21 protein-coding genes are annotated in these 21640 nt (G+C 51.7%); 11 read left to right on the top strand and 10 right to left on the bottom strand.

The annotated features are described in order from the left end of the window. Positions 1-136 precede the first annotated feature (136 nt). Positions 137-1180: a LacI family DNA-binding transcriptional regulator gene (locus ACTJI9_RS13690; RefSeq protein WP_115053801.1), complete on the top strand. Its 1044-nt coding sequence runs from the start codon at positions 137-139 to the stop codon at positions 1178-1180. 54 nt (positions 1181-1234) lie between these two features. On the opposite strand, the gene ACTJI9_RS13685 is transcribed toward ACTJI9_RS13690, so the two are convergent. The 3 genes from ACTJI9_RS13685 to ACTJI9_RS13675 form a co-directional block, all read right to left on the bottom strand. Then, positions 1235-2335, bottom strand: coding sequence for a porin (locus ACTJI9_RS13685; RefSeq protein ID WP_115053802.1), 1101 nt, complete (start codon positions 2333-2335; stop codon positions 1235-1237). Between the two features lie 565 nt (positions 2336-2900). Next, positions 2901-3824 carry a hypothetical protein gene (locus ACTJI9_RS13680; RefSeq protein ID WP_440808653.1) on the bottom strand — a complete coding sequence of 308 codons (924 nt, stop codon included), beginning with the start codon at positions 3822-3824 and terminating at the stop codon, positions 2901-2903. Between the two features lie 116 nt (positions 3825-3940). Beyond that, positions 3941-4552, bottom strand: a complete 612-nt coding sequence (locus ACTJI9_RS13675; protein WP_115053804.1) for a LysE family translocator — start codon at positions 4550-4552, stop codon at positions 3941-3943. Positions 4553-4662: 110 nt separating this feature from the next. Here ACTJI9_RS13675 and ACTJI9_RS13670 point away from each other — a divergent pair, with 110 nt between their 5' ends. Then, positions 4663-5124: an Lrp/AsnC family transcriptional regulator gene (locus tag ACTJI9_RS13670; protein ID WP_115053805.1), complete on the top strand. Its 462-nt coding sequence runs from the start codon at positions 4663-4665 to the stop codon at positions 5122-5124. 470 nt (positions 5125-5594) lie between these two features. On the opposite strand, the gene ACTJI9_RS13665 is transcribed toward ACTJI9_RS13670, so the two are convergent. After that, the gene (locus ACTJI9_RS13665; protein ID WP_337345101.1) at positions 5595-6251 is read right to left on the bottom strand and encodes a peroxiredoxin; all 657 of its coding nucleotides are present in this window, start codon (positions 6249-6251) and stop codon (positions 5595-5597) included. Positions 6252-6438: 187 nt separating this feature from the next. On the opposite strand from ACTJI9_RS13665, the gene ACTJI9_RS13660 reads away from it, so the two are divergent. Further along, the gene (locus ACTJI9_RS13660; protein ID WP_440808894.1) at positions 6439-7320 is read left to right on the top strand and encodes an MBL fold metallo-hydrolase; all 882 of its coding nucleotides are present in this window, start codon (positions 6439-6441) and stop codon (positions 7318-7320) included. Between the two features lie 28 nt (positions 7321-7348). Here ACTJI9_RS13660 and ACTJI9_RS13655 read toward each other — a convergent pair whose 3' ends face one another. After that, a complete protein-coding gene (locus ACTJI9_RS13655) occupies positions 7349-7867 on the bottom strand; it encodes a winged helix-turn-helix transcriptional regulator (RefSeq protein ID WP_440808649.1) in 519 nt (172 codons plus the stop codon). 91 nt (positions 7868-7958) lie between these two features. Between ACTJI9_RS13655 and ACTJI9_RS13650 the strand changes: the two genes are divergently transcribed. Then, positions 7959-8603: a dihydrofolate reductase family protein gene (locus ACTJI9_RS13650; RefSeq protein ID WP_440808647.1), complete on the top strand. Its 645-nt coding sequence runs from the start codon at positions 7959-7961 to the stop codon at positions 8601-8603. Positions 8604-8631: 28 nt separating this feature from the next. Next, positions 8632-9285: a glutathione S-transferase family protein gene (locus ACTJI9_RS13645; RefSeq protein WP_440808645.1), complete on the top strand. Its 654-nt coding sequence runs from the start codon at positions 8632-8634 to the stop codon at positions 9283-9285. A 28-nt stretch (positions 9286-9313) separates the two neighbouring features. On the opposite strand, the gene ACTJI9_RS13640 is transcribed toward ACTJI9_RS13645, so the two are convergent. The 5 genes from ACTJI9_RS13640 to ACTJI9_RS13620 form a co-directional block, all read right to left on the bottom strand. Next, entirely contained in the window at positions 9314-10645 is a 1332-nt protein-coding gene (locus ACTJI9_RS13640) for a sensor histidine kinase (RefSeq protein ID WP_307275693.1), read from the bottom strand. Beyond that, on the bottom strand, positions 10642-11304 hold the full coding sequence (locus tag ACTJI9_RS13635; protein ID WP_115053324.1) for a response regulator: 663 nt from the start codon (positions 11302-11304) through the stop codon (positions 10642-10644). The genes ACTJI9_RS13640 and ACTJI9_RS13635 overlap by 4 nt, the downstream gene beginning before the upstream one ends. 42 nt (positions 11305-11346) lie before the next feature. Then, complete coding sequence (locus ACTJI9_RS13630; protein WP_307275688.1) at positions 11347-11733, bottom strand: diacylglycerol kinase; 387 nt, start codon at positions 11731-11733, stop codon at positions 11347-11349. Continuing rightward, positions 11730-13370, bottom strand: coding sequence for a phosphoethanolamine transferase (locus tag ACTJI9_RS13625; RefSeq protein WP_440808642.1), 1641 nt, complete (start codon positions 13368-13370; stop codon positions 11730-11732). Before ACTJI9_RS13625 ends, ACTJI9_RS13630 begins: the two co-directional genes overlap by 4 nt. 332 nt (positions 13371-13702) lie before the next feature. Further along, positions 13703-15442, bottom strand: coding sequence for an ABC transporter ATP-binding protein (locus tag ACTJI9_RS13620; protein ID WP_440808639.1), 1740 nt, complete (start codon positions 15440-15442; stop codon positions 13703-13705). 314 nt (positions 15443-15756) lie between these two features. On the opposite strand from ACTJI9_RS13620, the gene ACTJI9_RS13615 reads away from it, so the two are divergent. The 6 genes from ACTJI9_RS13615 to ACTJI9_RS13590 all read left to right on the top strand — a co-directional run bounded on the left by ACTJI9_RS13615 (position 15757) and on the right by ACTJI9_RS13590 (position 21633). Beyond that, positions 15757-16899, top strand: coding sequence for an acyltransferase family protein (locus tag ACTJI9_RS13615; RefSeq protein ID WP_354345227.1), 1143 nt, complete (start codon positions 15757-15759; stop codon positions 16897-16899). Further along, positions 16886-17218 carry a hypothetical protein gene (locus tag ACTJI9_RS13610; protein WP_440808636.1) on the top strand — a complete coding sequence of 111 codons (333 nt, stop codon included), beginning with the start codon at positions 16886-16888 and terminating at the stop codon, positions 17216-17218. The genes ACTJI9_RS13615 and ACTJI9_RS13610 overlap by 14 nt, the downstream gene beginning before the upstream one ends. Before the next feature lie 373 nt (positions 17219-17591). Continuing rightward, the gene (locus ACTJI9_RS13605; RefSeq protein ID WP_115053330.1) at positions 17592-19613 is read left to right on the top strand and encodes a BTAD domain-containing putative transcriptional regulator; all 2022 of its coding nucleotides are present in this window, start codon (positions 17592-17594) and stop codon (positions 19611-19613) included. Positions 19614-19634: 21 nt separating this feature from the next. Then, entirely contained in the window at positions 19635-19883 is a 249-nt protein-coding gene (locus tag ACTJI9_RS13600; protein WP_115053331.1) for a hypothetical protein, read from the top strand. Between the two features lie 119 nt (positions 19884-20002). Then, positions 20003-20338, top strand: coding sequence for a hypothetical protein (locus ACTJI9_RS13595; protein ID WP_307275670.1), 336 nt, complete (start codon positions 20003-20005; stop codon positions 20336-20338). A gap of 38 nt (positions 20339-20376) precedes the next feature. After that, on the top strand, positions 20377-21633 hold the full coding sequence (locus tag ACTJI9_RS13590; RefSeq protein ID WP_115053333.1) for a YcaO-like family protein: 1257 nt from the start codon (positions 20377-20379) through the stop codon (positions 21631-21633). Positions 21634-21640 lie beyond the last annotated feature (7 nt).

Raw genomic sequence — 21640 nt, 5'->3', positions numbered from 1 at the left:
TTTCCTCCAAGTCCCGCCATGCAGATGCATGACTGCAATCTACGCTTCTCCCGAGCGATAAGACTATGGAAGCACCAGAAAATAATTTGCGCAATATGAAAATTTTTTGCAGTGTGGGTTGAGCGGAGAAAGTTTCATGATCGCAAAACCCGAACCCGGGAAACGGGGAAAACAGAGCAGGCGTGTCAGACTTGAGGATATTGCCGAGAAAGTCGGTGTTTCGTTGAGCACTGTGTCGCGGGCGCTTTCCGGTGAAAAAGGCGTGCGTGCTGATATACGCGAAAGGGTGGTGGAGGCCGCCAAGGCCGCCAATTACACCGTGCCGACGCCGGTTGCAGGCAAGAAAGTTATTGTTGCCGCCTCGAGCGCTGCGATGATTGATTATGTGCGCAACCAGTTCACTCTTTACGTGCTCGAAGGATTGCGGGACCGGGCACAGGTGCTTGGACTGGAGATCATCACGCGCGCCGTGGCCGGGCAGGCGGAAGAAAACGCCATGCTGGAGGAGGCGCTGGCCGATCCGGATGTGGCAGGTCTCCTGTTTCTTACTGTCGACGACGAATCGATCCTTGCGGCGATGCGGGATTTCGGCAAACCGGTTGTGATGATCAATGGCGACGATCCGCTTATGCGGCTTTCAAGCGTAACGCCCTGCAACCGATCCGCTGCGCGTGTGGCGGCGGAACATCTGATCAAGCTTGGCCATGAACGTATTCTCTTCCTTATGCGCCCGGGCCGTCACACAATTGAGAGGCGGCGGGAAGGATGGCGGGATGCGCTGGTGCATCACAATCTTCCCTATACGGATGATCTGGTTGTCCCGGTTGAGGACTGGTTGCCGGAGCTTGCAGCTCAGGCAATCACCAAGCGGCTGAGTGAAAAAGGCCTGGATTTTACAGCAGTGCTTGCTGCCGGAGACAGTCTGGCAGTTGGTGCGATGATGGGCGTTCAGCAAGCGGGCTATTCGGTGCCGGGTAACGTCTCGGTCATGGGAATGGATGACCTGCCACAAGCAGCTTTCCTCAATCCGCCATTGACCACCATGCATATTCCCATGCGTGAATTGGGTTATGTGGCGCTGGATCTGTTGCGGGACAGTCTGACAAGTGTTCCGATGCCACCCCGCCGTGTCGAGCTTGCTTGTCATCTTGTGTTGCGGGCTTCCACTGCCAGCAGATAAAAGCGAAGGCGGCGAGTTTGCACCCGCCGCCTTGCAATCTTGTTAGGGTAAGGATTAGAAATTGCGCTGGAAGCGGATGATGCCGCCAAACGCGTCATCGCTGCCGCCATTGGCAATCGAGTCGTCCTTACGTGCGCCGTCAAACTTGGTGTAGTTGATTTCCGGCGTGATCTTCAGGCCTGGAACCAGTTCATAAGCCACGTTAACTGCGAAAGCGTAGGTGCCTTCTTCTTCATAGGCTGCCTGTGCATTCAGGACTGCCTTTTCGGAGAGCTTGGCGGCAACGCCACCCCAGACAGCATAATCACCCTGGAACTGGGCAAACCAGTTGGTGTCATGATCGTAGAAGCTTTCACGTCTGAAATCTGACTGGTATGCACCCATGACCCATGCGGAGATGCGGTCAGTGATGTTCACGTCAAGGCGAAGATTGACTGCAACATCTTCGACTTTGGAGTCGTAGCCGACAGTACCGGCGATCTTACCCCATGCCTGCTCAAACTTCGCACCGGCAAGAACGTGAGGCATGTAATCATCGATCACATTGTCGCCGAATTCATCCGAGCCCTGTTCAGCTGCGATAATTGCAGAGAAGCCATTGCCCGCTGCGAATGTATAGCTGATCTGGTTGGACTTGCCCGACTGATAGTTGATCACATCGTCCTGAATGATATCGCCGGCATAACCGACCCAGGCGCCGAAGATTTCGTCGGCGACACCAACGCGGAAACCGCCAAGTTCGATATAGGCTTCAGGAATGGTGGCGTCGGAATTATCGCCGTCATCATACTGGAAGCGGGTTGCGATGTAGGAGCGCAAGGTTCCGAGTTCTGTCTCGGAACGGGCATCGAAGGTAACCTGCGCACGGGTACGGATATGATAGCTTTCATCATTCCGGCCTGACTCGTTTCTGCGGCCCGAATTCGAACCATCATAGGGATCATCGCCCCCCTGCAGGTCGAAACGCAAATATCCGCCTACCTTGAGGCAGGTTTCTGTGCCTGGCAAATAAAAGAACCCGGCGCCATATGTATCGCAGACGCGAACATATTCGACCGGTTCAGGTTCAGCGACGACGACAGCGTCGGCGGCGCGGGCTCCTGATACCGCTGTCAGTGCAGCGGCGGAACCAATAAGAATGCTTCTAAAATTCATCTGGAATCTCCAGTAAAGATCATGAGTGAGGGATCACATTCAAGAGAGTGAATGCCTCCACTATGTCTTACTTTCGGGCCGTTCAGGTCAAAGGACAAAACCGGTTGCTTCTTACAAGCGCCATAGTGTTGCTTAATTGGCACGAATGAATATTTGAGTGAGGCCATTCTGTGGATAAATCTGCTTGAAAACATGGATTACGGGCGTCAAGCGCACATATTTATTCACGATTGCGTGAGCGGTCTTGAAATCATAAGTCGGAGTTACGGTGGCTAAAAGCCGTTGAAATAGTATTAACTACTACATACATCGATAAAATTAGAAAAAAATACCGCATGGAAGCAACTGATTATGTCCTTTGACGCCCGGGGCATTTCATTGCAGATTGTCTGCGCGTCCTAGAACCTTTTGATGTTTCATAAGAAATCAGGACGATTGAGTTTACTTGATCTCCAGTCAATGCTCAAAGACCCCGCCCTAACCGGTGGGGTCAAGTCTTTTTATGTATTTGTTGATTGGAGTTCCCAAATAATTCAAAATTTGAAATATAAATGACGATATAAAATCAAGCACAAAGCTCAGCAGGAAGAAGATCGTAGTCTTCATTTGCAAGGTGAATATCGAATTGCACCTTGGCGATATGGGAGGCGACAATATTGTTGAACACCTCTTTCAAGGGCTGCAGCAATTCGATGTGTCGTCCACCAGCATCAATAAGCCGGACCATGCCTTCGGTCTCGGCCTTCTTCATCAAACGCCGGATATGGGTGCGTGACACACCATAAAGATGGCCGATCTCATCAAAGGGCAGGCTAACGACATTCTGGTCGCGTTCGGTCCGTCCTGCCATCAGCTTACAAAGCAGCATTTCCCCGCTGTCGCTCGTGGCGAACAGGCGTGAACGGCGATCCTCAATGATCAAGGGTTCTATATCAAACAGCGAATGCAGGCTGGTGGCGAAATAGCGCTCAAGAAAACCGGACGAACTGTCGAGCAGAGCGCGATAGCGCCGCAAGGGGAAAAGCCGGTCTGCCGCAGAAAGGCAAACCGCAATAATATCGTGCAGAACTGAAACCAGTTGCCCTGTGGGCTCGATAAGGTGGCTGCGGTGGTCCGCCTCGTCTTTGACCCGTGTTACATGACCGATATTCTCAAGCAGATTAACAGTAGCCGCTGTGGTGCTCTTGCTGCAAAGACCAAGTTCCGTGGTGACGTGCTGAAGATTTGAAATGGACGCACCGTGATGCACCTCATCGCGTCCGTAATGCATGGCGGCAATTGCCATGCAGATAACTTGCCGTGCAGCATTGGCCATGACTTTATTGGCCATGTACTGGCCTTCGAAAACCCCGACAATGCCATGGGCATATTCAAACGAGGCCTGGCAGAAATTCGGATTATTGCGAAGGATTGCAACACGCTGTCGCAGCCAAAGAGAACGGGCCTCATTGCGTCCACACGATGAGATCTGAACTGCGCTGCCGTCCATGCGATTTATCCTGACTGATATGCCCCGCTTTTATATGGGCATGGGCCGACTCAATTTAAACCGGTCGGTTCGATTTCAATAGAATTATTTTTTGCGGCGGTTTTAGGGTCGAGAGCCTAATGTCCTGCCATGAAGGTGGCAGCAATAATCAGAAGCCCTCCCGCGCTGGCTTCAATGGTCCGTCGGCGCCTGTCATTGAAACCGCTACGGTGCCCGGCTTTGCCGATGGCGATGCTCAAAAGCGTGTAGACCACCGCGCACCAGCACACAAAAACGGCAGAAAGGATGCCGGCTTGTAAGGCGCCATTGCTTCCCTCACGCATGAATTGCGGCAGGATAGCTATGTAGATCATCATGCCCTTCGGGTTGAAAAGTGCCGTCAGAAATCCGCGCTTGAGTTGTCCCGAAGAGGATTTTGCCGCGATGCTTAAAATACCGGGCGTAAGAGAGGAGCGTATCAGCCGGCACGCAAGGTAGATCAAATATGCAATGCCCAGCCAGCGCAGGCCTTCGAACAAAAGAGGTGAAGCAGCTATGATGGCGGCAACACCGCATGCAACAAGTGCGGAATGGATCATGTAGCCGAGGCAAACGCCAGCAGTAGCTCGCAGGCCAGCAATGGTGCCTGCGGACAGAGCCTGCGATGCCACGAAAAGCATGTCCGGCCCCGGAGTGCAGATCAGCGGCAGCACGGTTGCAGTGAAAAGGGCTATCGTTTGAAATTCCATATTGAAATATTAAGATAGTGCTGCCGCAATTTTCTTGCAAAGATTGCTGGGAATTGGAAAAACTTAGCATCAAATAATGATTGTAAGCACTTATATGGCATGGAACTCCAATGGTACTCGATGAGATCGACAAGCGAATTTTGAAGGCGCTGCAGCGGGATGCGCGCATGCAGAATGTAGAACTAGCGCAGCAGGTCGGTCTGTCGCCCTCCCCATGCCTGCGCCGTGTCCGCTTATTGGAGGAGGCGGGTATAATTGATCGTTATGTTGCCGTTCTTAATCCAGCCAAGCTCAATCTGGCACTTTCCATGTTTGCTCGCGTGTGGCTGACGGCGCAGGACGCGGAAACCATCGAGCATTTCATGGATGCCATGAAGAAGCTTCCCCAAGTGGTCGAGTGTTATATTATGCTGGGTGAAAGCGACGCTCTGTTGAGGGTAGTCGTTGCCAATCTCGATGAGTACCGGCGTTTTCAGTCAACGCACTTGACGAAGATCAATGGCATACAGAACGTTAAAACCGATGTGCCCAGCCAGATCGTTAAACAGACCTATGCCTTGCCAATTGATTAGAGCCGTGTTCTGGCGAGTTTTCGCAGGTCGGAGGAATTGGAGGTGCCATATTCCGAATTGTCTGGCGAACACACTTCTTTCACCGATGACCAGTTGCAGATATAGGCACCACATTCCCGGCAATGCACGGGGGCTTCGTCAAACGATTCCTCCGGAATTTGCAGGAATATGGTTTTGCATTCCACACAGGTAAGTGGCTGCTTGAGCTTAAAGAAATCCGACAAATAACGCGACAATGATCCCGCTCCAATCTCGGAGCATTCACGCTCGATTCAACTAAAGATGAATTGCATCACATTTTAATAAAATTAGAAATGAGTCAATTGTTGTTTTATGGCGCAAATGTTCAATCGGCAGAAAGATCGATTTTCCCGTCGGCATCAAACGAAATCGATCCAATAAGTTGAAAAAATTGCGGTCTCCGCGGGCTGTGCGGAGACCATCTTGACGGTGTGCAATTGTAGCGGTTGCTATGTCGGCTGTTTGGTTTTGCGTAGATAAGGCAAAATGCGTTCAAATCCGCCAAAGCGGGCATTTGCATCCTCATCGGAAACACCGGCGGTGATGATGACGTCCTCGCCCTGTTTCCACTGAGCGGGCGTTGCAACCTGATGCTTGGCCGTCAATTGGATACTGTCTATGGCGCGCAGTATCTCATCAAAATTGCGCCCCGTCGTCATCGGATAGGTAAGAACCAGCTTTATCTTCTTGTCAGGGCCAACAACGAAGACTGAACGAACAGTGGCATTGTCTGCAGGCGTGCGGCCATCAGACGAATCTCCAGCCTCTGCTGGCAGCATGTCATAAAGCTTGGCCACTTTAAGGTCGTGATCACCGATCAGAGGATAATCGACCTCATGACCGGTTGCCGTCTTGATATCTGCTTTCCATTTTGCATGGCTTTCGACGGGATCAACAGAAATGCCAATGATCTTGGCATTGCGTTTTTCGAATTCAGGCGCAAGCCCGGCCATGTAGCCAAGTTCTGTGGTGCAGACTGGTGTGAAATTCTTCGGATGACTGAACAGAACGGCGTAGCTATCCCTTATCCAATCATGGAATTTGATCTCGCCTTGCGTGGTTTCGGCGGTAAAATCCGGCGCAACATCATTTATTCGTAAGCCCATTTTGCGGTCTCTCTTCGATGGATGTCGGTTCCACAATAGTCGCAAAGGGTAGCTTGCCCTTGGCGGCTGATTTGACCAATATCCTAACCGTGTGAGGCTATCGGAGTCTACTACGCACATAATATTACAGCGAAATGCCAAGCAATTACGAGTTTTCGAGGCCTGATCTTTGGAGAACGCCATGAACATGTCTGCCCGGCCCCATGTCGAAGCTTTTTTCGATAAGAGGACGTTCTCCATACAATACGTCGTGTCAGACCCGGCCACGGGGGCATGTGCCATCATTGATCCTGTGCTCGATTTTGAGGAAAAATCCGGCGCAACCGGCACATTCAATGCCGACCGTATTCTTCAATATGTGACAGCAGAGAACCTGAAAGTTGAATGGATTCTCGATACTCATCCTCATGCGGACCATTTTTCAGCCGCAGACTATTTGCATTCGCAGACCGGCGCGCCTTGCGCGATTGGCAGTCACGTCGTTGAGGTGCAATCCTTGTGGAAGGATCTGTATAATTGGCAAGGATTCGTCCCTGACGGATCGCAGTGGCACAAGCTTTTTCAAACCGGAGAAACGTTCAGGATCGGCAATCTCAATGCATCCGTGATGTTTTCTCCAGGACATACACTCGCATCGGTCACATATGTGGTTGGTGACGCCGCATTCATTCACGACACATTATTCATGCCTGACAGCGGTACGGCCAGAACAGACTTTCCGGGTGGAAGCGCGGACCAGCTCTGGCATTCCATCCAGGATATATTGGCTTTGCCCGGCGAAACCCGGCTTTTCGTTGGGCATGATTACCAGCCCAATGGTCGTGCTCCAATGTGGGAAAGCACAGTGAGCGAACAAAAAGCCAGCAATTCACATTTAAGCCGCTGTCACTCCAAAGATGAGTTTATCGCTTTCAGGCAGGCGCGGGACAAAACCTTGCCTATGCCAAAGCTGATGCTGCCTTCTCTCCAAATCAATCTCAACGCCGGACGTCTTCCTGAACCGGAATCAAATGGCGCGCGCTTTCTCAAAATACCGTTAAACGCCCTAGGCAATGCTATTTGGGAATGATCAAATCCGCCCGGAATGTTCCAGCGGTCTAATCGGTTTCCGCCATTGTTGCACATACCTGTCTGTAGGCCGCTGTCAGATCGATGAGAACTGGTGAAACGACCTTGCCACTCGCGCCACCAATCGGATCCTTGATGTGAATATCGCGCAGTTCACTCATGAACTTTTCCCACATGACCGGGCCGCCATTTTCCAGAAGCTCGGCACGGATGCTTAATTCCGGAGTAACCGGGAGATGTCTGCGTCCCCAACCGCCCATCATGGCAAGCAATGGCACGAGCTGTATGGCTGGTTCCGTCAGGCTATAGATGGCTTTTTGGCTGTGGCTGGGGTCATCCTGTTTGCTGATCAAGCCAACTGACAACAGGTGCTTAAGCCGCGCAGCCAGGATATTGGAGGCAATTTTCTCTTGCGAATGGGTCAGCAGGTCGCGGAAATGCCGCCGATTTCCAAACATCATATCGCGTATGATTATGAGGCTCCATTTATCGCCCATGATCTCCAGCGACAGATTTATCGGGCATCCAGATCGTTTTTCAATGTTCAAATAGGTTTATCTCCGCAGCAACCAGTTGCATTATAAGATCAGTTGTGGCATAAAACAACCAGTTGCAAATCGCAATTGGTTGGAGGGTGCGATGACAAAAGTGAAAGTAGGCGGGTTCTCCGTTTCGATTGACGGGTTCGGGGCAGGGCCGGAGCAAACTCTGGCTGATCCGCTGGGCAAGGGGGGAGAAGACCTGCATCAGTGGATATTCGGAACAAAGACTTTCCACGCAATGCTCGGAAAACAGACCGGCGAAACAGGCTCTGACAATGACTATGCCGCCCGCAGCATGGCTGGTTTTGGTGCATTCATTCTGGGCCGCAATATGTTTGGCCCAATCCGGGGCGAATGGCCGGAAGACGACACATGGAAAGGCTGGTGGGGTAACAATCCGCCTTACCACGCTCCGACCTATATTCTCACGCATTACCCGCGCGCGCCGATCGTCATGGAGGGTGGCACTACCTTTTACTTTGTAACGGAGGGAATTGAAGCTGCACTTGATCAGGCAAAAGCTGCAGCTGGAAACGCTGACGTGAAGATTGGCGGGGGTGTAAGTACTGTGCGCCAATATTTGAAGGCGGGGTTAATTGATGAGCTGCACTTTGCCGTCTCGCCGGTGATTTTGGGTAAGGGTGAAGCAATTTTCAGTGGAATAAATCTGCCGGAACTTGGGTTCAGCGTCACCGAACGCACCCTGACGGAACATGCGATTCATATCGTGCTTGCGAAGTAACAAAGTCCTCCTGCACAGGAAATGAGCAATGGCGCTTATTATGTACCTTCATCCTCTCTCGTCATATGTACAAAAAGCCAAGACCGGCTTTTACGAGAAAGGCGTGGCCTTCGAGACGCAAATGCTTGACGGTACCGAGCCGATTGCAAGCGAGTTCGCCGCATTATGGCCAATCAAGAGATTTCCTGTCGTAAAGGACGGTGAGGAACTGATCTTCGAGGCCACGGCTATTATTGAATATCTTGAGGCCCGCTATCCAGACACGCCAAGACTGATACCTGACGATCCGATGAAAGCCGTGCAAGTTCGGATGTGGGACCGGTTTTTCGATAATTATGTCAATTATCCGCAGCAGAGACTGGTCTATCTGTCAATCGGCCGCGAACCGGATGATGGTGAAGATGGCGCGAAATGGAAAGCGGCGTTCGACGAAGCCTACGCGCTTCTCGATAGGCGCATGGCAGAGCGTGAATGGGTGGCTGATGAATTCAGTCTGGCCGATTGTGCCGCTGCGCCGTCCTTGCTTTATGCGGATTGGACCTATCCAATACCGAGGAATTACCAAAACCTCTGGGCTTATCGCGATCGCCTTCTTGCGCGCGCCAGCTATGCCCGGGCCCTTGATGAAGCCCGGCCATACCGTCACATGTTTCCTTTGGGAGCGCCGGAGGGTCGTGACTGAAAAGCGCCCTCAACTTGGTGAAAAGGCTTCAACTGAAATGCAGGATGGATTCAAAGCCTGTGCTGGCGTTGGTTGCCGGAGATTTCAGTTCCAGTGTCGCCCCCATTTGAGAGGCCAGTTCAGTGGCAATTGACAAGCCAAGGCCTGAACCTGGAGATGTTGTTTTGCCACGGCTGAAGCGTTGGCGGATTGATACGAGTTCGTCGGCACCCAGCACAGGTCCATCATTTGCAATGCGAACTGTACCGCCAGGCTCAAGGCTGATTTTGACCGGAGCTTGTTGATCGCCATGGATCAGGGCGTTTTCTATAAGATTACGAAGCACAATTGCAAAAGCATCCTCGCTTACTGGGCGAACAAGCGTGGCAGCTTTGGCCCGGCTATATCGAATTCTGCCATCTGTCTCGGACGCCCGATTGAAATCTTCAATCACGAGTTCCAGGACTTTCCCCAAATCGGCGGCTTCATTTGAAGTGCCTATCTTTGCCTCGGCACGCGCCAGTTGCATAAGCTTTTCGACAAGCCTGATGAGCTTTTGCAACGACGCCTCGATAAGCGCCAAGCGCGACTTTGAACCCTCACTGCGCAGCTCAGATTTAAGCATCTGCGTCTGAGCGAGTGCTCCGGCGAGGGGAGTGCGCAGTTCATGCGCGCTGTTGGCGGTGAATTCCCTTTCGGCTTTAAGCGTCGACCTTAGCCGCTCAAGCAGGCGATTGACCGACGTTACGATCGGTTGAAGCTCGCGCGGCAAGGTTGACAGCTCAATTGGAGCAAGATTGCCGCTATCCTTGCCTGCAATCGCCTCGCGTAAATCGTTGACTGGTTCAATCGAGCGTCGGACAATGAGCCATATGCCGATAATGCTAACCGGAATCAGCACCAGAACGGGCAGAAGCAGGGCCAGACCTCCTTCAACAGCGGCTTCGGTGCGATGTGCAAGGGAGTCCGCGACCTGCACGAAGATAGTGTTGTTGACGGCGGGAACCGTATAAAATCGTGAGACATCATCCTGGAAGAAGCCGCGCTTTAAAGGAGCAACGAAGGGTGTTGCCGAAACATCGTGCGAGTGAAGGATGACTTTGCCCGTCGCATCCCTGACTTGATAGGTCAGATAACCCTTATGGGTGGATTCGTTCAAACTTTGCTGACGGCGTGCGTCCGATACTTCTGCGCTTTGCAGCACATCGTCGACAACGAGGGGTGTCAGACGCTCGGTTGTTGCCTGCAGTGAGCCATCAAATATTTCCCCGAACTCGTCCTGCATGACAAACATGCCGGCTATTGTAGCCAGTAGCCAAAAAACGATCAGTGTCGCCGTCAAGGAAAAAATCAGCCGGCGGGTCATGCTGCGGTTTTTCATGAGCGGCCTTCAATCTTATATCCGACGCCGCGTATCGTCGCGACATGTTCGCGCCCGAGTTTTTTACGCAGACGGCTGATATAGACCTCAACCGTATTGCTCTCGACTTCCCAGCCGAAAGCATAAAGCGCCTCTTCTATCTGAGACTTGGACACGACGGCGCCCGCGCGGGCCAGGAGTTTATCGAGCACGGCCCATTCCCGTCCGGATAATATGATCTCATGCTTTCCTGAAAAGATGCTTCTGCTGGCAATATTGATACGAAGCGTCCCAACTATAATTTCTGAGCTTGAATTGCCCGAATGACGCCGTGTGACCGCCAATATGCGTGCGGTTAATTCGTCCAGATTGAACGGCTTGACCAGATAATCATCTGCACCAGCATTCAACCCCTCAATACGATCGGAAATCTGGTCGTGTGCGGTAAGAATAATGACGGGAGTTGCGTTGCCCCTTGACCGGAGTGTTCGCAGGAAATTTATGCCACTCCCATCCGGCAATCTGAGGTCGAGCAGTATCAACCCATACTCAACCACACGGACCGATGCCGTGGCATCGTCGATCGTCTGCATCCAGTCGACCGCATGGTAAGTGCTGGCGACGTGATCACGCACAGCCTCGCCAAGGGTTTGATCGTCTTCAACAAGGAGAACCCGCAAACCTGACCCCGGTCTTGTGTAATGTTAACACTCAATACCTAATTAAGTTGAGGTCAGCAAATCGATTGCAACGTAGGCGATAAAGAGGGCGTTGATAGCGAGAATACAGGACACTGCAAAGGAACCAAGATCCTTGGCATTTCGTGCGAAAACCGAGTAATCACGCGAAAGATGATCAATGATCTCTTCAATCGCTGTGTTCAAAGCCTCGACAGCAAGCAGCAGCAGAAACAAAGCTGTCAGCACCAGATAGTCAAGAAGCGCTGCCCCCAGAACCGAGAACAAAGCAACTCCGCCAAGATAAGCAATGATCTCGTGCCGCGCCGCTGACTCGCGCAGGAGCCGTTCCGCTCCTTTCACAGAGTAGCTTGCAGCGGCAAAAAGGTGACGAAACCCGGTTGTCTTTTTAAAGTAGGGGCTTTCGCTCACGATGACTGCCCCTGCCTGCATGGCGCAAGCGCATCAAGCGCCTTGTCGTGCACTGTTGTCTCGACATGCATCATGCCCAAAACCGTATGAAACAGATTATCATGCGAGTGGGGTTTTACGGCCTCGGCAGCAAGACATTTGGCGTCCACTTCCGTTTTTGCCTCCTGACCGAGCCACAGGACAAAAGGTACATGGGTCTGTTGTGTCGGGGCCATGAAGTAGGGTGCGCCGTGAAGGTAAAGCCCATATTCACCCGTCGACTCGCCATGATCCGACATATAGATCATGGATGGTGATATCCGCGCCTCGCGCGCTTTCAGCTTGTCGATCACTGTCGAAATAATGTGGTCGGTATAAAGAATGGTGTTGTCGTAGGCGTTTATTATTTCCTGGCGGCTGCATTTTGCGAATTCGGATGTGCGGCAATCCGGTTTGAAGCGACGGTACTCTTCCGGATAGCGCAGATAATAAGCCGGGCCGTGACTGCCGAGCTGGTGAATGACAAGCACTGAATCGGATTTCACATTGTCGAGCCAATGGTCGATCTGGTCGAGCAAAATGCTGTCCAGACACTCGCCATCCTTGCAATAGGCAGGATTTCCAGACTTGTAGAGCGGCTGGTAGGCGGTGCGATCGGCAATCTTCTTATCGCCCGTATTGTTGTCCCACCACTCCGTCTTGATCCCGGCATGGCCGAGTACATCCAGAAGGTTCTCGGTTTCGAGGCCCTTGCGATGCGTATATTGCTTGCGCGTGTAGACGGAGAACATGCACGGCAATGAAACCTCGGTGATGGTGCCGCAACTGCTCGTCTGGGGGAAATAGGTAATATCCTGCTTGGACAATTCGGGATTGGTAAGCTGGCCATAACCTCCCAGCGAAAAGCTCTCGGCGCGCCCGGTTTCTCCGGCAACGATAATAGTGACACGGGGTTTGCCTGATGGAGCGGCAGAGTAGACGCGTGCATCTGTGCCAAGCGGCTGCACAACAATATGTTGGTTGCTGGTCGTGCGTATCACGAGTTTAACCACATTCACGATAGGCGCGATGGGATTTAAAGTGGCGAACCAGTCACGATGTTCACGCCCGAGCGACAGATAGGTGCTCGCATGAGAAAGAGCAGCGACGAAGAAAAACACCAGCGCAGGTATAATGACAATCATGTTCCATTTGACTTTTTGCAGATAGGTCCGGTGCCTGATCCGCACCCAGCCAACGAGCAGGGCTGGTAGAATCCCAAAGATAAACATGTGCCACATATAGGCAGAGGTCACGAGATGACCGGCTTCCGCATCTGTCGTATCGACGGCGCTTTGAAGCATGTTCACATCAATGATCGTGCCGTAGCTATCCATGAACCAGGATGTCGAGGCGCTGAAAAGAATAAGAACAATCAAGAATGGTTTGATGAGAAATTTCAGGGAAAAAGACACACACAGGGCGATGAAAGCGCATGTCAGCCCGAAGGCCAGATAGATCAGCGCGACGGTCTGCCCTTGCAGCAGCAGGGTGGCTTTCCCCCAGAAAGTATTATTGGCGGTGGCCATCAAAAAGATTGCAACCAGAACGCTCAGCGTCACACTTCCAATTTGCGGGCGAAGCGAGCGACCTTCGGAATAGTTTAATACGATTGACACGTGCGACTTCCTTGCAGGACTCAAAGTCAGGGATGCCGCCATTGGGCGGCACTGATTGGAGCTGCAATCGCCCTTTTTCCTGACAGGAAGCTGAATGGAACATTCCCCGGCTAAGGACGGGGATATGAGGGTTCAGGTCCGTGTCAGCTTTTAGAAGGAAAATGTCCGCACTGTTTCAACGTGGACTGAGATATGAAGTTTAGAATGAATTATGGAATCTGCTTGATTATCGGGCTTATTGCAGCGCTCTCACTGGTTCCGTTAGCTGCAAAATACGATTCAAAGCACCGCACCAGAATAGCACCAATTTCATATCAGCAGTGATCGGCAATTCAGCTTGCCGCGGTAGATAAATTATTCTCGCCAAACTGGGCATCATGAAGCCGCCGGTAAAACCGGTCTGACTTGAGCAGTTGCGTGTGTGTTCCCTGTTCAAGGATACGGGCATTTTCTACAACAACAATACGATCGGCATTGCGGATCGTGGCAAGTCGGTGGGCGATAACCAGTGTGGTGCGTCCCTGCGCAAGTTCGGCTAGAGATAGCTGGATTTCCCGCTCGGTCTTGGTGTCAAGAGCCGATGTCGCTTCGTCCAAAATCAGAATTGGCGGGTTTTTCAGGAACATTCGCGCAATGGCAAGCCTCTGTTTTTGCCCACCGGAAAGCTTGACTCCGCGTTCGCCGACAATCGTTTCATAGCCAGCAGGAAGCAATGCAATCATCTCGTCAAGCCGGGCACGCCGGGCAGCTTCAGCAATTTGTTCGTCTGTTGCGTTGAGACGGCCATAGGCAATGTTCTCCCGTATGGTCCCGCCGAACAGAAACACATCCTGCTGAACGACGCCGATCTGGCTACGCAGCGAGGCCAATGTCATGTCGCGAATATCGATGCCGTCAATCGTTATGCTGCCCGAGTTTACTTCATAAAAGCGCGGCAGCAGCGAGCAAAGCGTGGTTTTTCCGGCACCTGATGAGCCAACAAACGCGACCGTTTCACCGGCCTTGATAGTCAGGTCAATCTCATGCAGCGCATCGCGCTCCGGTGAATATCGGAACGTTACGTTTTTATAAGCGATATTGCCCTTCAGATTGGAAACGGTCAGGGCATTGACGCGGTCGGCTATGTCCGGCTCCGTATCGAGAAGCTCCGTGTAGCGGCGGAACCCTGCAATACCCTTGGGATAGGATTCAATGACCGAGTTTATCTTTTCGATCGGGCGCACAAAAACAGCAACCAGCAGGAGAAAGCTGACAAAACCACCATTTGTCATCTGCCCGGTGATGACAAGGTAGCTTCCGGCGATCATGACAATGACCTGTATCAGCCGCATGCTCATATAGTTCAGTGACGTGCTTGCAGCCATAATCCAATAAGCGGCAAGCTTGGTCTCGCGATAGCGTGCATTGTCGCGGGCGAAAAGAGAGCGTTCATGCTCTTCATTGGCGAATGCCTGAACGACGCGCATACCACCGACATTCTCTTCGATACGCACGTTGAAATCACCGACGCGGCTATAGAGATTTTGCCAGTTCCTGGTCATGCGGCCACCATATTGACCAGCGCCCCAAACAACGATCGGCACCACGATCAGTGTCAGAATTGCCAATAGAGGATTGACATAGACCATCAGCCAGAAGGCACCGACGAAGGTCATGATCGCAATGAAGAGGTCCTCAGGACCATGATGGGCGACTTCGCCGATTTCCTCTAGATCCTTGGTTACGCGCCCGACGAGATGACCAGTCTTGTGATTGTCGTAAAAGCGGAAGGACAGTTTTTGCAGATGGTCAAAGCTTTTGCGGCGCATTTCGGTTTCAATATTGATGCCGAGCTTGTGCCCCCAATAAACGACGACCGCGTTCAGACCCGTGTTAAACAGATAGACCGCCAGCAGACCGAAAGATGCCAGAAGGATAAGTGTCCAGTTCTGGCTGGGCAGCAAAACATCAATGAAGCTGCGCACGGCCATGGGAAAGCCGAGTTCCAGCAAGCCCGATATGATTGCGCAGGAAAAATCCAGCGCAAACAGTCCCTTGTAAGGGGCATAATAGGCAAAGAAACGTTTGATCATTTTATACGCGCGAGCACTGTGGGAGAAGCGATTGTGCCTGGAAAGGCACGGGCAGGAGTTAGCACATGTTTGCCTTTTGCCCAATAGAATCGACGAATACAGCGATAATAATGGTCGGCTTTTACAAGCGCTTGAACAGAACTGCCGCGACTTGAACGGAAATGGTGCGGATAGGCCGGAAAGCTTTGCTTAGACCACTAGTTCAAATTGCTGACACGACAGCGATATGCCGTCAGGCCTATAATTTAAGTGCAGCACCGCCCGGCCTTCCCAGTGCCACCAAAAGGCCGGACGGAGGGGGCTTGGGGAAACCGATGAACGTCCAACGATACGACATGCTTGATGGACTGAGAGGCGTTGCTGCCCTCCTTGTCGTTGGCTTCCATCTGTCGCAATTCGGCATGATTCCGGCTATCGTACCGAGAGGTTATCTTGCCGTGGATTTCTTCTTTGTGCTCAGCGGGTTTGTTGTTGCCCACGCCTATGAAAGGGACCTCCGGACTCATTTGTCACTTGGGTCATTCATCATAAAACGCGTGATCAGACTCTATCCGCTGGCGCTGCTTGGTGCTGGCATGGGCCTGGTGGTCCTTTTGCTGAAATGGCTGTTTTTTCCCGGAAAAGTTGAATCTCTGGAGGTCCTGCTGGCGTCCGGAATGCTCAATCTTGCAATGGTTCCGTCTTTCCTCAGTGCAACAGCAACATCTCACGATCTTTTCCCCGGAAATGGTCCGCTCTGGTCGCTTTTTTTCGAGTTGCTTATCAATCTATTATGGGCGGTCTGTGGCATTTGGCTCCGTACCAGCACCCTGATCCTGATCATCGTGGTCAGTCTGGTTTTTCTTGCGGTTTTTGTGAACCGATATCACACGCTCAATATTGGATATGACACCGCAACCTTCTGGGGCGGTCTGGCCCGGGTATGTTTCGGCTTTCCCTTGGGTGTGGTCATATATCGTGAGCAGCACCGCCTGAGTGCAAATGCGCGGCATTGGAGCATGTTTACCCTTTCGGCCGCACTGGTTTTTGTGCTTGCAATTCCAGTTGCCGTATCAGAGCGAAATTTCCCTTGGCTGGACTTGGTTTTTATCAGCCTGTGTCTGCCTGCCATCGTCATTGGAGGCACCGGGCAAACAAACACCATGCGTTTCGGCTCCCTGCTCGGCAGTTTGTCCTATCCAATTTATGTTTTGCATTTTCCTATTGTCTTGATGATGTCAGGTCTTAGCCAATCATTGCTTTCAGGCTGGAATACGCACATTATCGCCAGCATGAGCTTCGTCATGATCCTGGCTTTTTCCTGGATGGCCTTGCGTCTTTATGATGAACCCATGCGAAGAATGCTCACATCTTTGACGCGCAAGGGCGATGGCAAATTCTACAAACCCTTCCCGACACCGGAACCTGTAAGCGGAGCAACTCAACCAGACGGAGGGCAGATCGATGTTCGGCTTTAACGTCAGAGATCCGGAACGGGATCGCGAGAGTGATACAGCCCGATTCAAACGCATTATTACGACGCTGACGGTTGTCCGAAATGAATTGGAACTGGAGAAGCTCGGCCTCAACAAGCGTTTTGCCGAAGCATCTGCGGATGCGGCACTGACGCTTGAAGCAATGACAGATATTGCCGAACCGGAATCCTATGAAGGTCGCCTGGAAAATCTGACGAGCGTTATGAAAGCCTATGAAAAGCGGGTTGCGTTTCTTGAAAGCCAGTTGACTTTTGTTGAAGGCATTTTGGGAAAAACCTCATCTTTTCACGACGATTTATAGTAACGCAAATAACTATCTGCTTGGCAGAGAAGACACTAACTTTTAGGCACTTGTGTCTATGTAGCAATAGTTTGGCAGATTCTTTGACTTTTCTTTCAAAAATCCATCAACCCTCTTGCACAATGTCATTATTTTGCGGATAGTCGAGACTTAAAACGAATTTATCTTATGAAAAACGAACCCGGAACGGACATTCCGTACTGTCGGTCTCTTTGCAAGTATTTCAGAGGCAGTATTAATACAAATTTATTATAGTTTTACCTTTATATCTATATATAGATATGGGGTGGACTTGGTTAAAATTGTGACTGATAGCCTATGCAGATCGTATATCGGGAAGAAAACAGTTAGATAAATCCGGGGCTTATTCGGAATGAAGATTGCAGTTTTTGGAGAGGCAACTGTAAGTCTGGGCGGACAACTTGTTCCCCGTGTCCCTGCCAATTTTCTTCGCATTATTGTTTACCTTCTGCTGGAAAACCCCAACCATTCCGTTTCTCGTGGCAAGCTGTCACAAGTTCTTTGGTCCGAGACGGACCAATCCCACGCTTCCATGAATCTGCGGCAAAGTCTGGCGCGTATCCGCAAATTTCAGGAGCAATATGGCTTAAGTCTTATACAGGGCGATGCTACTTATGTTTACCTGAACCTGTCGCAGGTGAGGGCCGATCTTCTGCGGATCGATCTTCTTGAGTATATGGAGCTAATGCAGAAGGGCGATATTGAGTCCTTGCTGCCGATGATCGAGCTTTATGCCGGCGATCTTCTGGCGCAGAACGAGCCGCAAGCTTCTGATTTTGATGAATGGCTGGACGTCAAGCGCGTAAAGATTCGCGATGATCTGACCGCGATGCTGCTTTTGATGATTGATCAGCCCATAGGCGTAAGTATCGATGAAAAGCGGCAATGCGCCCGTAAGCTGATCGAAATTGACCCCTATCAGGAGGTTGGTTATCGCGCATTGATGCAAACGGCGTCGCAGCTTGGGCTGATTGCCAAGGTGGAGCGGACATTCCGGGAATGCACGAAAAAGCTCCGCGATGATCTTGATGTCGAGCCGGAAGAGCAAACGATTGAGCTCTATCAGCAATTGCTGCCGAAACTTTCCCCGGCAACGACAAGAGGGCTCATTATCACGCAGCCAGCACAACCTGTTGCAATCCGGACCGAAATACAGACACCGACCGCGATCCGCGCCGTATCCCAGCTGCAACAGGCCAAACAAGCGGGCCTGCCGCGGGTTATGGTTCTCTATTTGCCGCATAATGCATCCGACCCAATGGAGCAACTTGCCGCGTCGCTGGTAGATGATATCACGATCGGCCTATGCCGTTTGCGCACGCTTTCAGTTGTGGCGCCCTATACGTCCAAGCGCGTGGTAACAGAATCCCCGATTGACAGTTTTGACGGTCTCAAAGCGCAATTCGGAGTCAGTTACGCGGTTGACAGCAAGATTGTGCGCCGCGACGGGTTTTGCTTCCTTTCAGTGAAACTCATTGACACCGAAACGCAGGAGATCGTCTGGGCAGAGAAAACAAAGTTTGATTATGTCCTGCCCGAACAGCAATACCGGCAGCTTTCCATCCGCATCATTCTTTCTGTTGTATCGACAATCGAGAAGTCGGAACTTGACCGCTACAACAAGCTCTACCAAGACCCCAATGCCTATTATTGGTACCTCATGGGCAAGCGCGATATCGACAAGTTCGATTTGTCGAAATTGCGTCAGGCTCGCCAATCCTTCAAGAATGCCCTGACAGCGTCGCCTGACTTTGTTCCTGCGCTTAGTGGTATCGCGCGCACAATGCAAAAGGAATGGCTGATGCTGGCGCGCAGTGAAAAAGATATTTTGCTTGAAGGGGAAAAAATCGCCAAGCGCGCTACCCCCAATGACCCAGACGATGAGCGGCCTCTGCGGGAACTTGGCACAATCAGTATGTATCTGGGCAAATTCGACGACAGTCTCGAATATTTCGACCAAGGCGAGGCGATCAACCCGCAGCATGCGGATTTGCTGGCCGATTATGCGGATGCTTTAACGCATTATGGTTGGCTCGATCAGGCTGTGGAAAAGATACAGCAAGCCATAGAACATAACCCGCTGGCCCCGGATTATTATTATTGGGTAGGAGCCGGTGCTTTGCATGCATTGGACAGACATAAGGAGGCGGTCGCCTACACAGATCAGATGCAAAATCCACGCGTAGCGTCAAGATTGATCTCAGCATGTTGGGCGATGCTCGGTGAAAAGGAAAAAGCCGCAGAATTTCGAACGCAGGCGCTGGCGGATAATCCTAATTTCCGTATCGATGAATGGACAAAGAGCATGGCGCTAAGGTTGCCGGAACAGCGCCAGAAATATGTGACGTCTCTCAAGGAAGCTGGCTTCCAATAGTTGAAAACAAGGGGTTCAGGAATGGCGAAGTACTTTATTATTGGCGAGGCTGGGGAAACTGAATTATGGCTTGTAGATATTGATAATCGCACAGTGACGCCAGTCGCTGAGACAGATTTGGAAAATGCTACCACCGCAGACATTTTACAGCTTATCGGCACTGCGCGTAAGTCCGGGATTATTGCAACCAAAGGAATTAGCATAGCCATCGCATCAGACACTCGCGCGGGAATGAAATCTCAGTCGTATAGCGAGAGTAAAGAGAAATGATCGAGGCTGGCTATAAAATCAATGTATTAAGTATTGATAGGACTTTCGGATCGATTGACGTATGAAAGAATCAGCATAACCTCTCCCAGGTGAGCTCTCTACTTGGAAAGGTTATTGTCATGTCGAAATATTACATCGTTAATGAGGAAGACAAGCTTTGGCTCGTCAATTCAGATACGAACACTGCCGAATGTTTGGACAAGGATGTCATTGGCTCAATAAGCGCTGCTGGTTTGGAATTTCTGGCTAAGGTGAATATGAGCGAGACTGGAATCGATATGGAAGCGCGGACTGATCCATCAGATCGCGCTTATTCATTCGATGGCAGAAGTGATGCCTCAGATCGCGCCTACTCGTTTGATGGCAGAAGTGATGCGTCAGATCGCGCTTATTCATTCGACGTACGGAATGGCCCCTCAGACCGTTCGTTGTCAGCCAACGCGGCGGTTTCGTAAACTGAGCGAATGTTGCCAAACGGTCTGCTGGAGTACTTATGAAGTCACGGGCCGGGATTTCGGTTTATGAAAGGCTTGCGGCGGATGAAGCCAAGCTTCGCTCCGCCGCAAGCAATAATGATCCGTCTTCCACCAGATTGCATGATGCGGATGTGACCGTGAGCCGGCTGCGTCCACATTTCTCGCAGCTGGGCATTGTTCGAATGGCGGAAGTGACCGGCCTCGACCGCATCGGTATTCCGGTGTGGATGGCGGTACGCCCAAATAGCCGTACATTGGCGGTCAGCCAAGGCAAAGGTATCACGGCACCACATGCGCGTGCTTCCGCTGTTATGGAAGCCGCAGAAATCGCTATTGCCGAAGACATTCCCGCCACGTCAATCACAGCAACGAAAGCTGCCCTGCAAGACAGCGGACACATTGTTTTTGACGGGCGCATGCTTCTCATGCGCGGTGCTGATGAGCCCGGAAATGACGAGCCGATCGAATGGTTGGAAGGCTTTGATCTCCTCAAGCAACTCCCGGTCTACGTGCCGCGCGAGGTCGTCTCGCTTGACTTCACGTCGCAGCGGCAGAACTGGCACTATAGCCAATCCACCGATGGGCTGGCGTCCGGAAACTGCCTGCTGGAAGCGGTTATCCATGGACTTTGCGAACGGGTGGAGCGTGATGCAACGGAGCTATGGCGGTTTCAGCGTGACGCTGGTGTCCAGGCGCGATGCGTCGATCCGCGCGTGTTCTCTGACAGCAATATTGATTGGCTAGCCGAACGCATTGCCAGTGCAGGTTTTGTGCTGAGGCTCTTCGATACGAGCTCGGATATTGCGCTGCCGGTTTTCATGGCGACCATCAGTCCGGCAACACAGCACGGCAGCTATCTGCATTTCGATCTCGCAGCGGGATATGGCTGCCATCTTTCTCCGCGCGTAGCCGCCATGCGCGCGATCACCGAGGCGGCGCAGACCCGTATCACCAATATTTCGGGTGCCCGGGACGATTTCGATCCATCGGAATATGCGCAGCGGCTTGCGCCGGACCTTGCCGTCTATATCCACGCACAACCTGGAAGTGATTTCCATTTCGAAGACCCATCGCCGGTCGCGCGGGCAAGTCTGGAAACCTATCTCAACCCACTTCGCCAGCGCGGCATTAGAAGCGTGGTTGCTGTTCCGCTTGGCGGAGAAGAATATGGATTTTCCGTCTGCCGGGTGCTGGTCAATGAGTTGGAAAGCCCCGCAGGTATTCGCAAACATCGCTTCGGCGGGAGGGCTCTCAATGCAATGCTCCGCCAGTAAAGCAACG

The organism is Phyllobacterium sp. 22552, assembly GCF_052044585.1.
Lineage (GTDB): Bacteria > Pseudomonadota > Alphaproteobacteria > Rhizobiales > Rhizobiaceae > Phyllobacterium > Phyllobacterium ifriqiyense.
This window is presented reverse-complemented; position numbering and strand designations above follow the sequence as displayed.

Excerpts from the sequence above, each read along its gene's own strand:
- ACTJI9_RS13690 (WP_115053801.1), top strand. The coding sequence starts at position 137 with ATGATCGCAAAACCCGAACCCGGGAAACGGGGAAAACAGAGCAGGCGT.
- ACTJI9_RS13685 (WP_115053802.1), bottom strand. The coding sequence starts at position 2,335 with ATGAATTTTAGAAGCATTCTTATTGGTTCCGCCGCTGCACTGACAGCG.
- ACTJI9_RS13680 (WP_440808653.1), bottom strand. The coding sequence starts at position 3,824 with ATGGACGGCAGCGCAGTTCAGATCTCATCGTGTGGACGCAATGAGGCC.
- ACTJI9_RS13675 (WP_115053804.1), bottom strand. The coding sequence starts at position 4,552 with ATGGAATTTCAAACGATAGCCCTTTTCACTGCAACCGTGCTGCCGCTG.
- ACTJI9_RS13670 (WP_115053805.1), top strand. The coding sequence starts at position 4,663 with ATGGTACTCGATGAGATCGACAAGCGAATTTTGAAGGCGCTGCAGCGG.
- ACTJI9_RS13665 (WP_337345101.1), bottom strand. The coding sequence starts at position 6,251 with ATGGGCTTACGAATAAATGATGTTGCGCCGGATTTTACCGCCGAAACC.
- ACTJI9_RS13660 (WP_440808894.1), top strand. The coding sequence starts at position 6,439 with ATGTCTGCCCGGCCCCATGTCGAAGCTTTTTTCGATAAGAGGACGTTC.
- ACTJI9_RS13650 (WP_440808647.1), top strand. The coding sequence starts at position 7,959 with ATGACAAAAGTGAAAGTAGGCGGGTTCTCCGTTTCGATTGACGGGTTC.
- ACTJI9_RS13645 (WP_440808645.1), top strand. The coding sequence starts at position 8,632 with ATGGCGCTTATTATGTACCTTCATCCTCTCTCGTCATATGTACAAAAA.
- ACTJI9_RS13640 (WP_307275693.1), bottom strand. The coding sequence starts at position 10,645 with ATGAAAAACCGCAGCATGACCCGCCGGCTGATTTTTTCCTTGACGGCG.
- ACTJI9_RS13620 (WP_440808639.1), bottom strand. The coding sequence starts at position 15,442 with ATGATCAAACGTTTCTTTGCCTATTATGCCCCTTACAAGGGACTGTTT.
- ACTJI9_RS13615 (WP_354345227.1), top strand. The coding sequence starts at position 15,757 with ATGAACGTCCAACGATACGACATGCTTGATGGACTGAGAGGCGTTGCT.
- ACTJI9_RS13610 (WP_440808636.1), top strand. The coding sequence starts at position 16,886 with ATGTTCGGCTTTAACGTCAGAGATCCGGAACGGGATCGCGAGAGTGAT.
- ACTJI9_RS13605 (WP_115053330.1), top strand. The coding sequence starts at position 17,592 with ATGAAGATTGCAGTTTTTGGAGAGGCAACTGTAAGTCTGGGCGGACAA.
- ACTJI9_RS13600 (WP_115053331.1), top strand. The coding sequence starts at position 19,635 with ATGGCGAAGTACTTTATTATTGGCGAGGCTGGGGAAACTGAATTATGG.
- ACTJI9_RS13595 (WP_307275670.1), top strand. The coding sequence starts at position 20,003 with ATGTCGAAATATTACATCGTTAATGAGGAAGACAAGCTTTGGCTCGTC.
- ACTJI9_RS13590 (WP_115053333.1), top strand. The coding sequence starts at position 20,377 with ATGAAGTCACGGGCCGGGATTTCGGTTTATGAAAGGCTTGCGGCGGAT.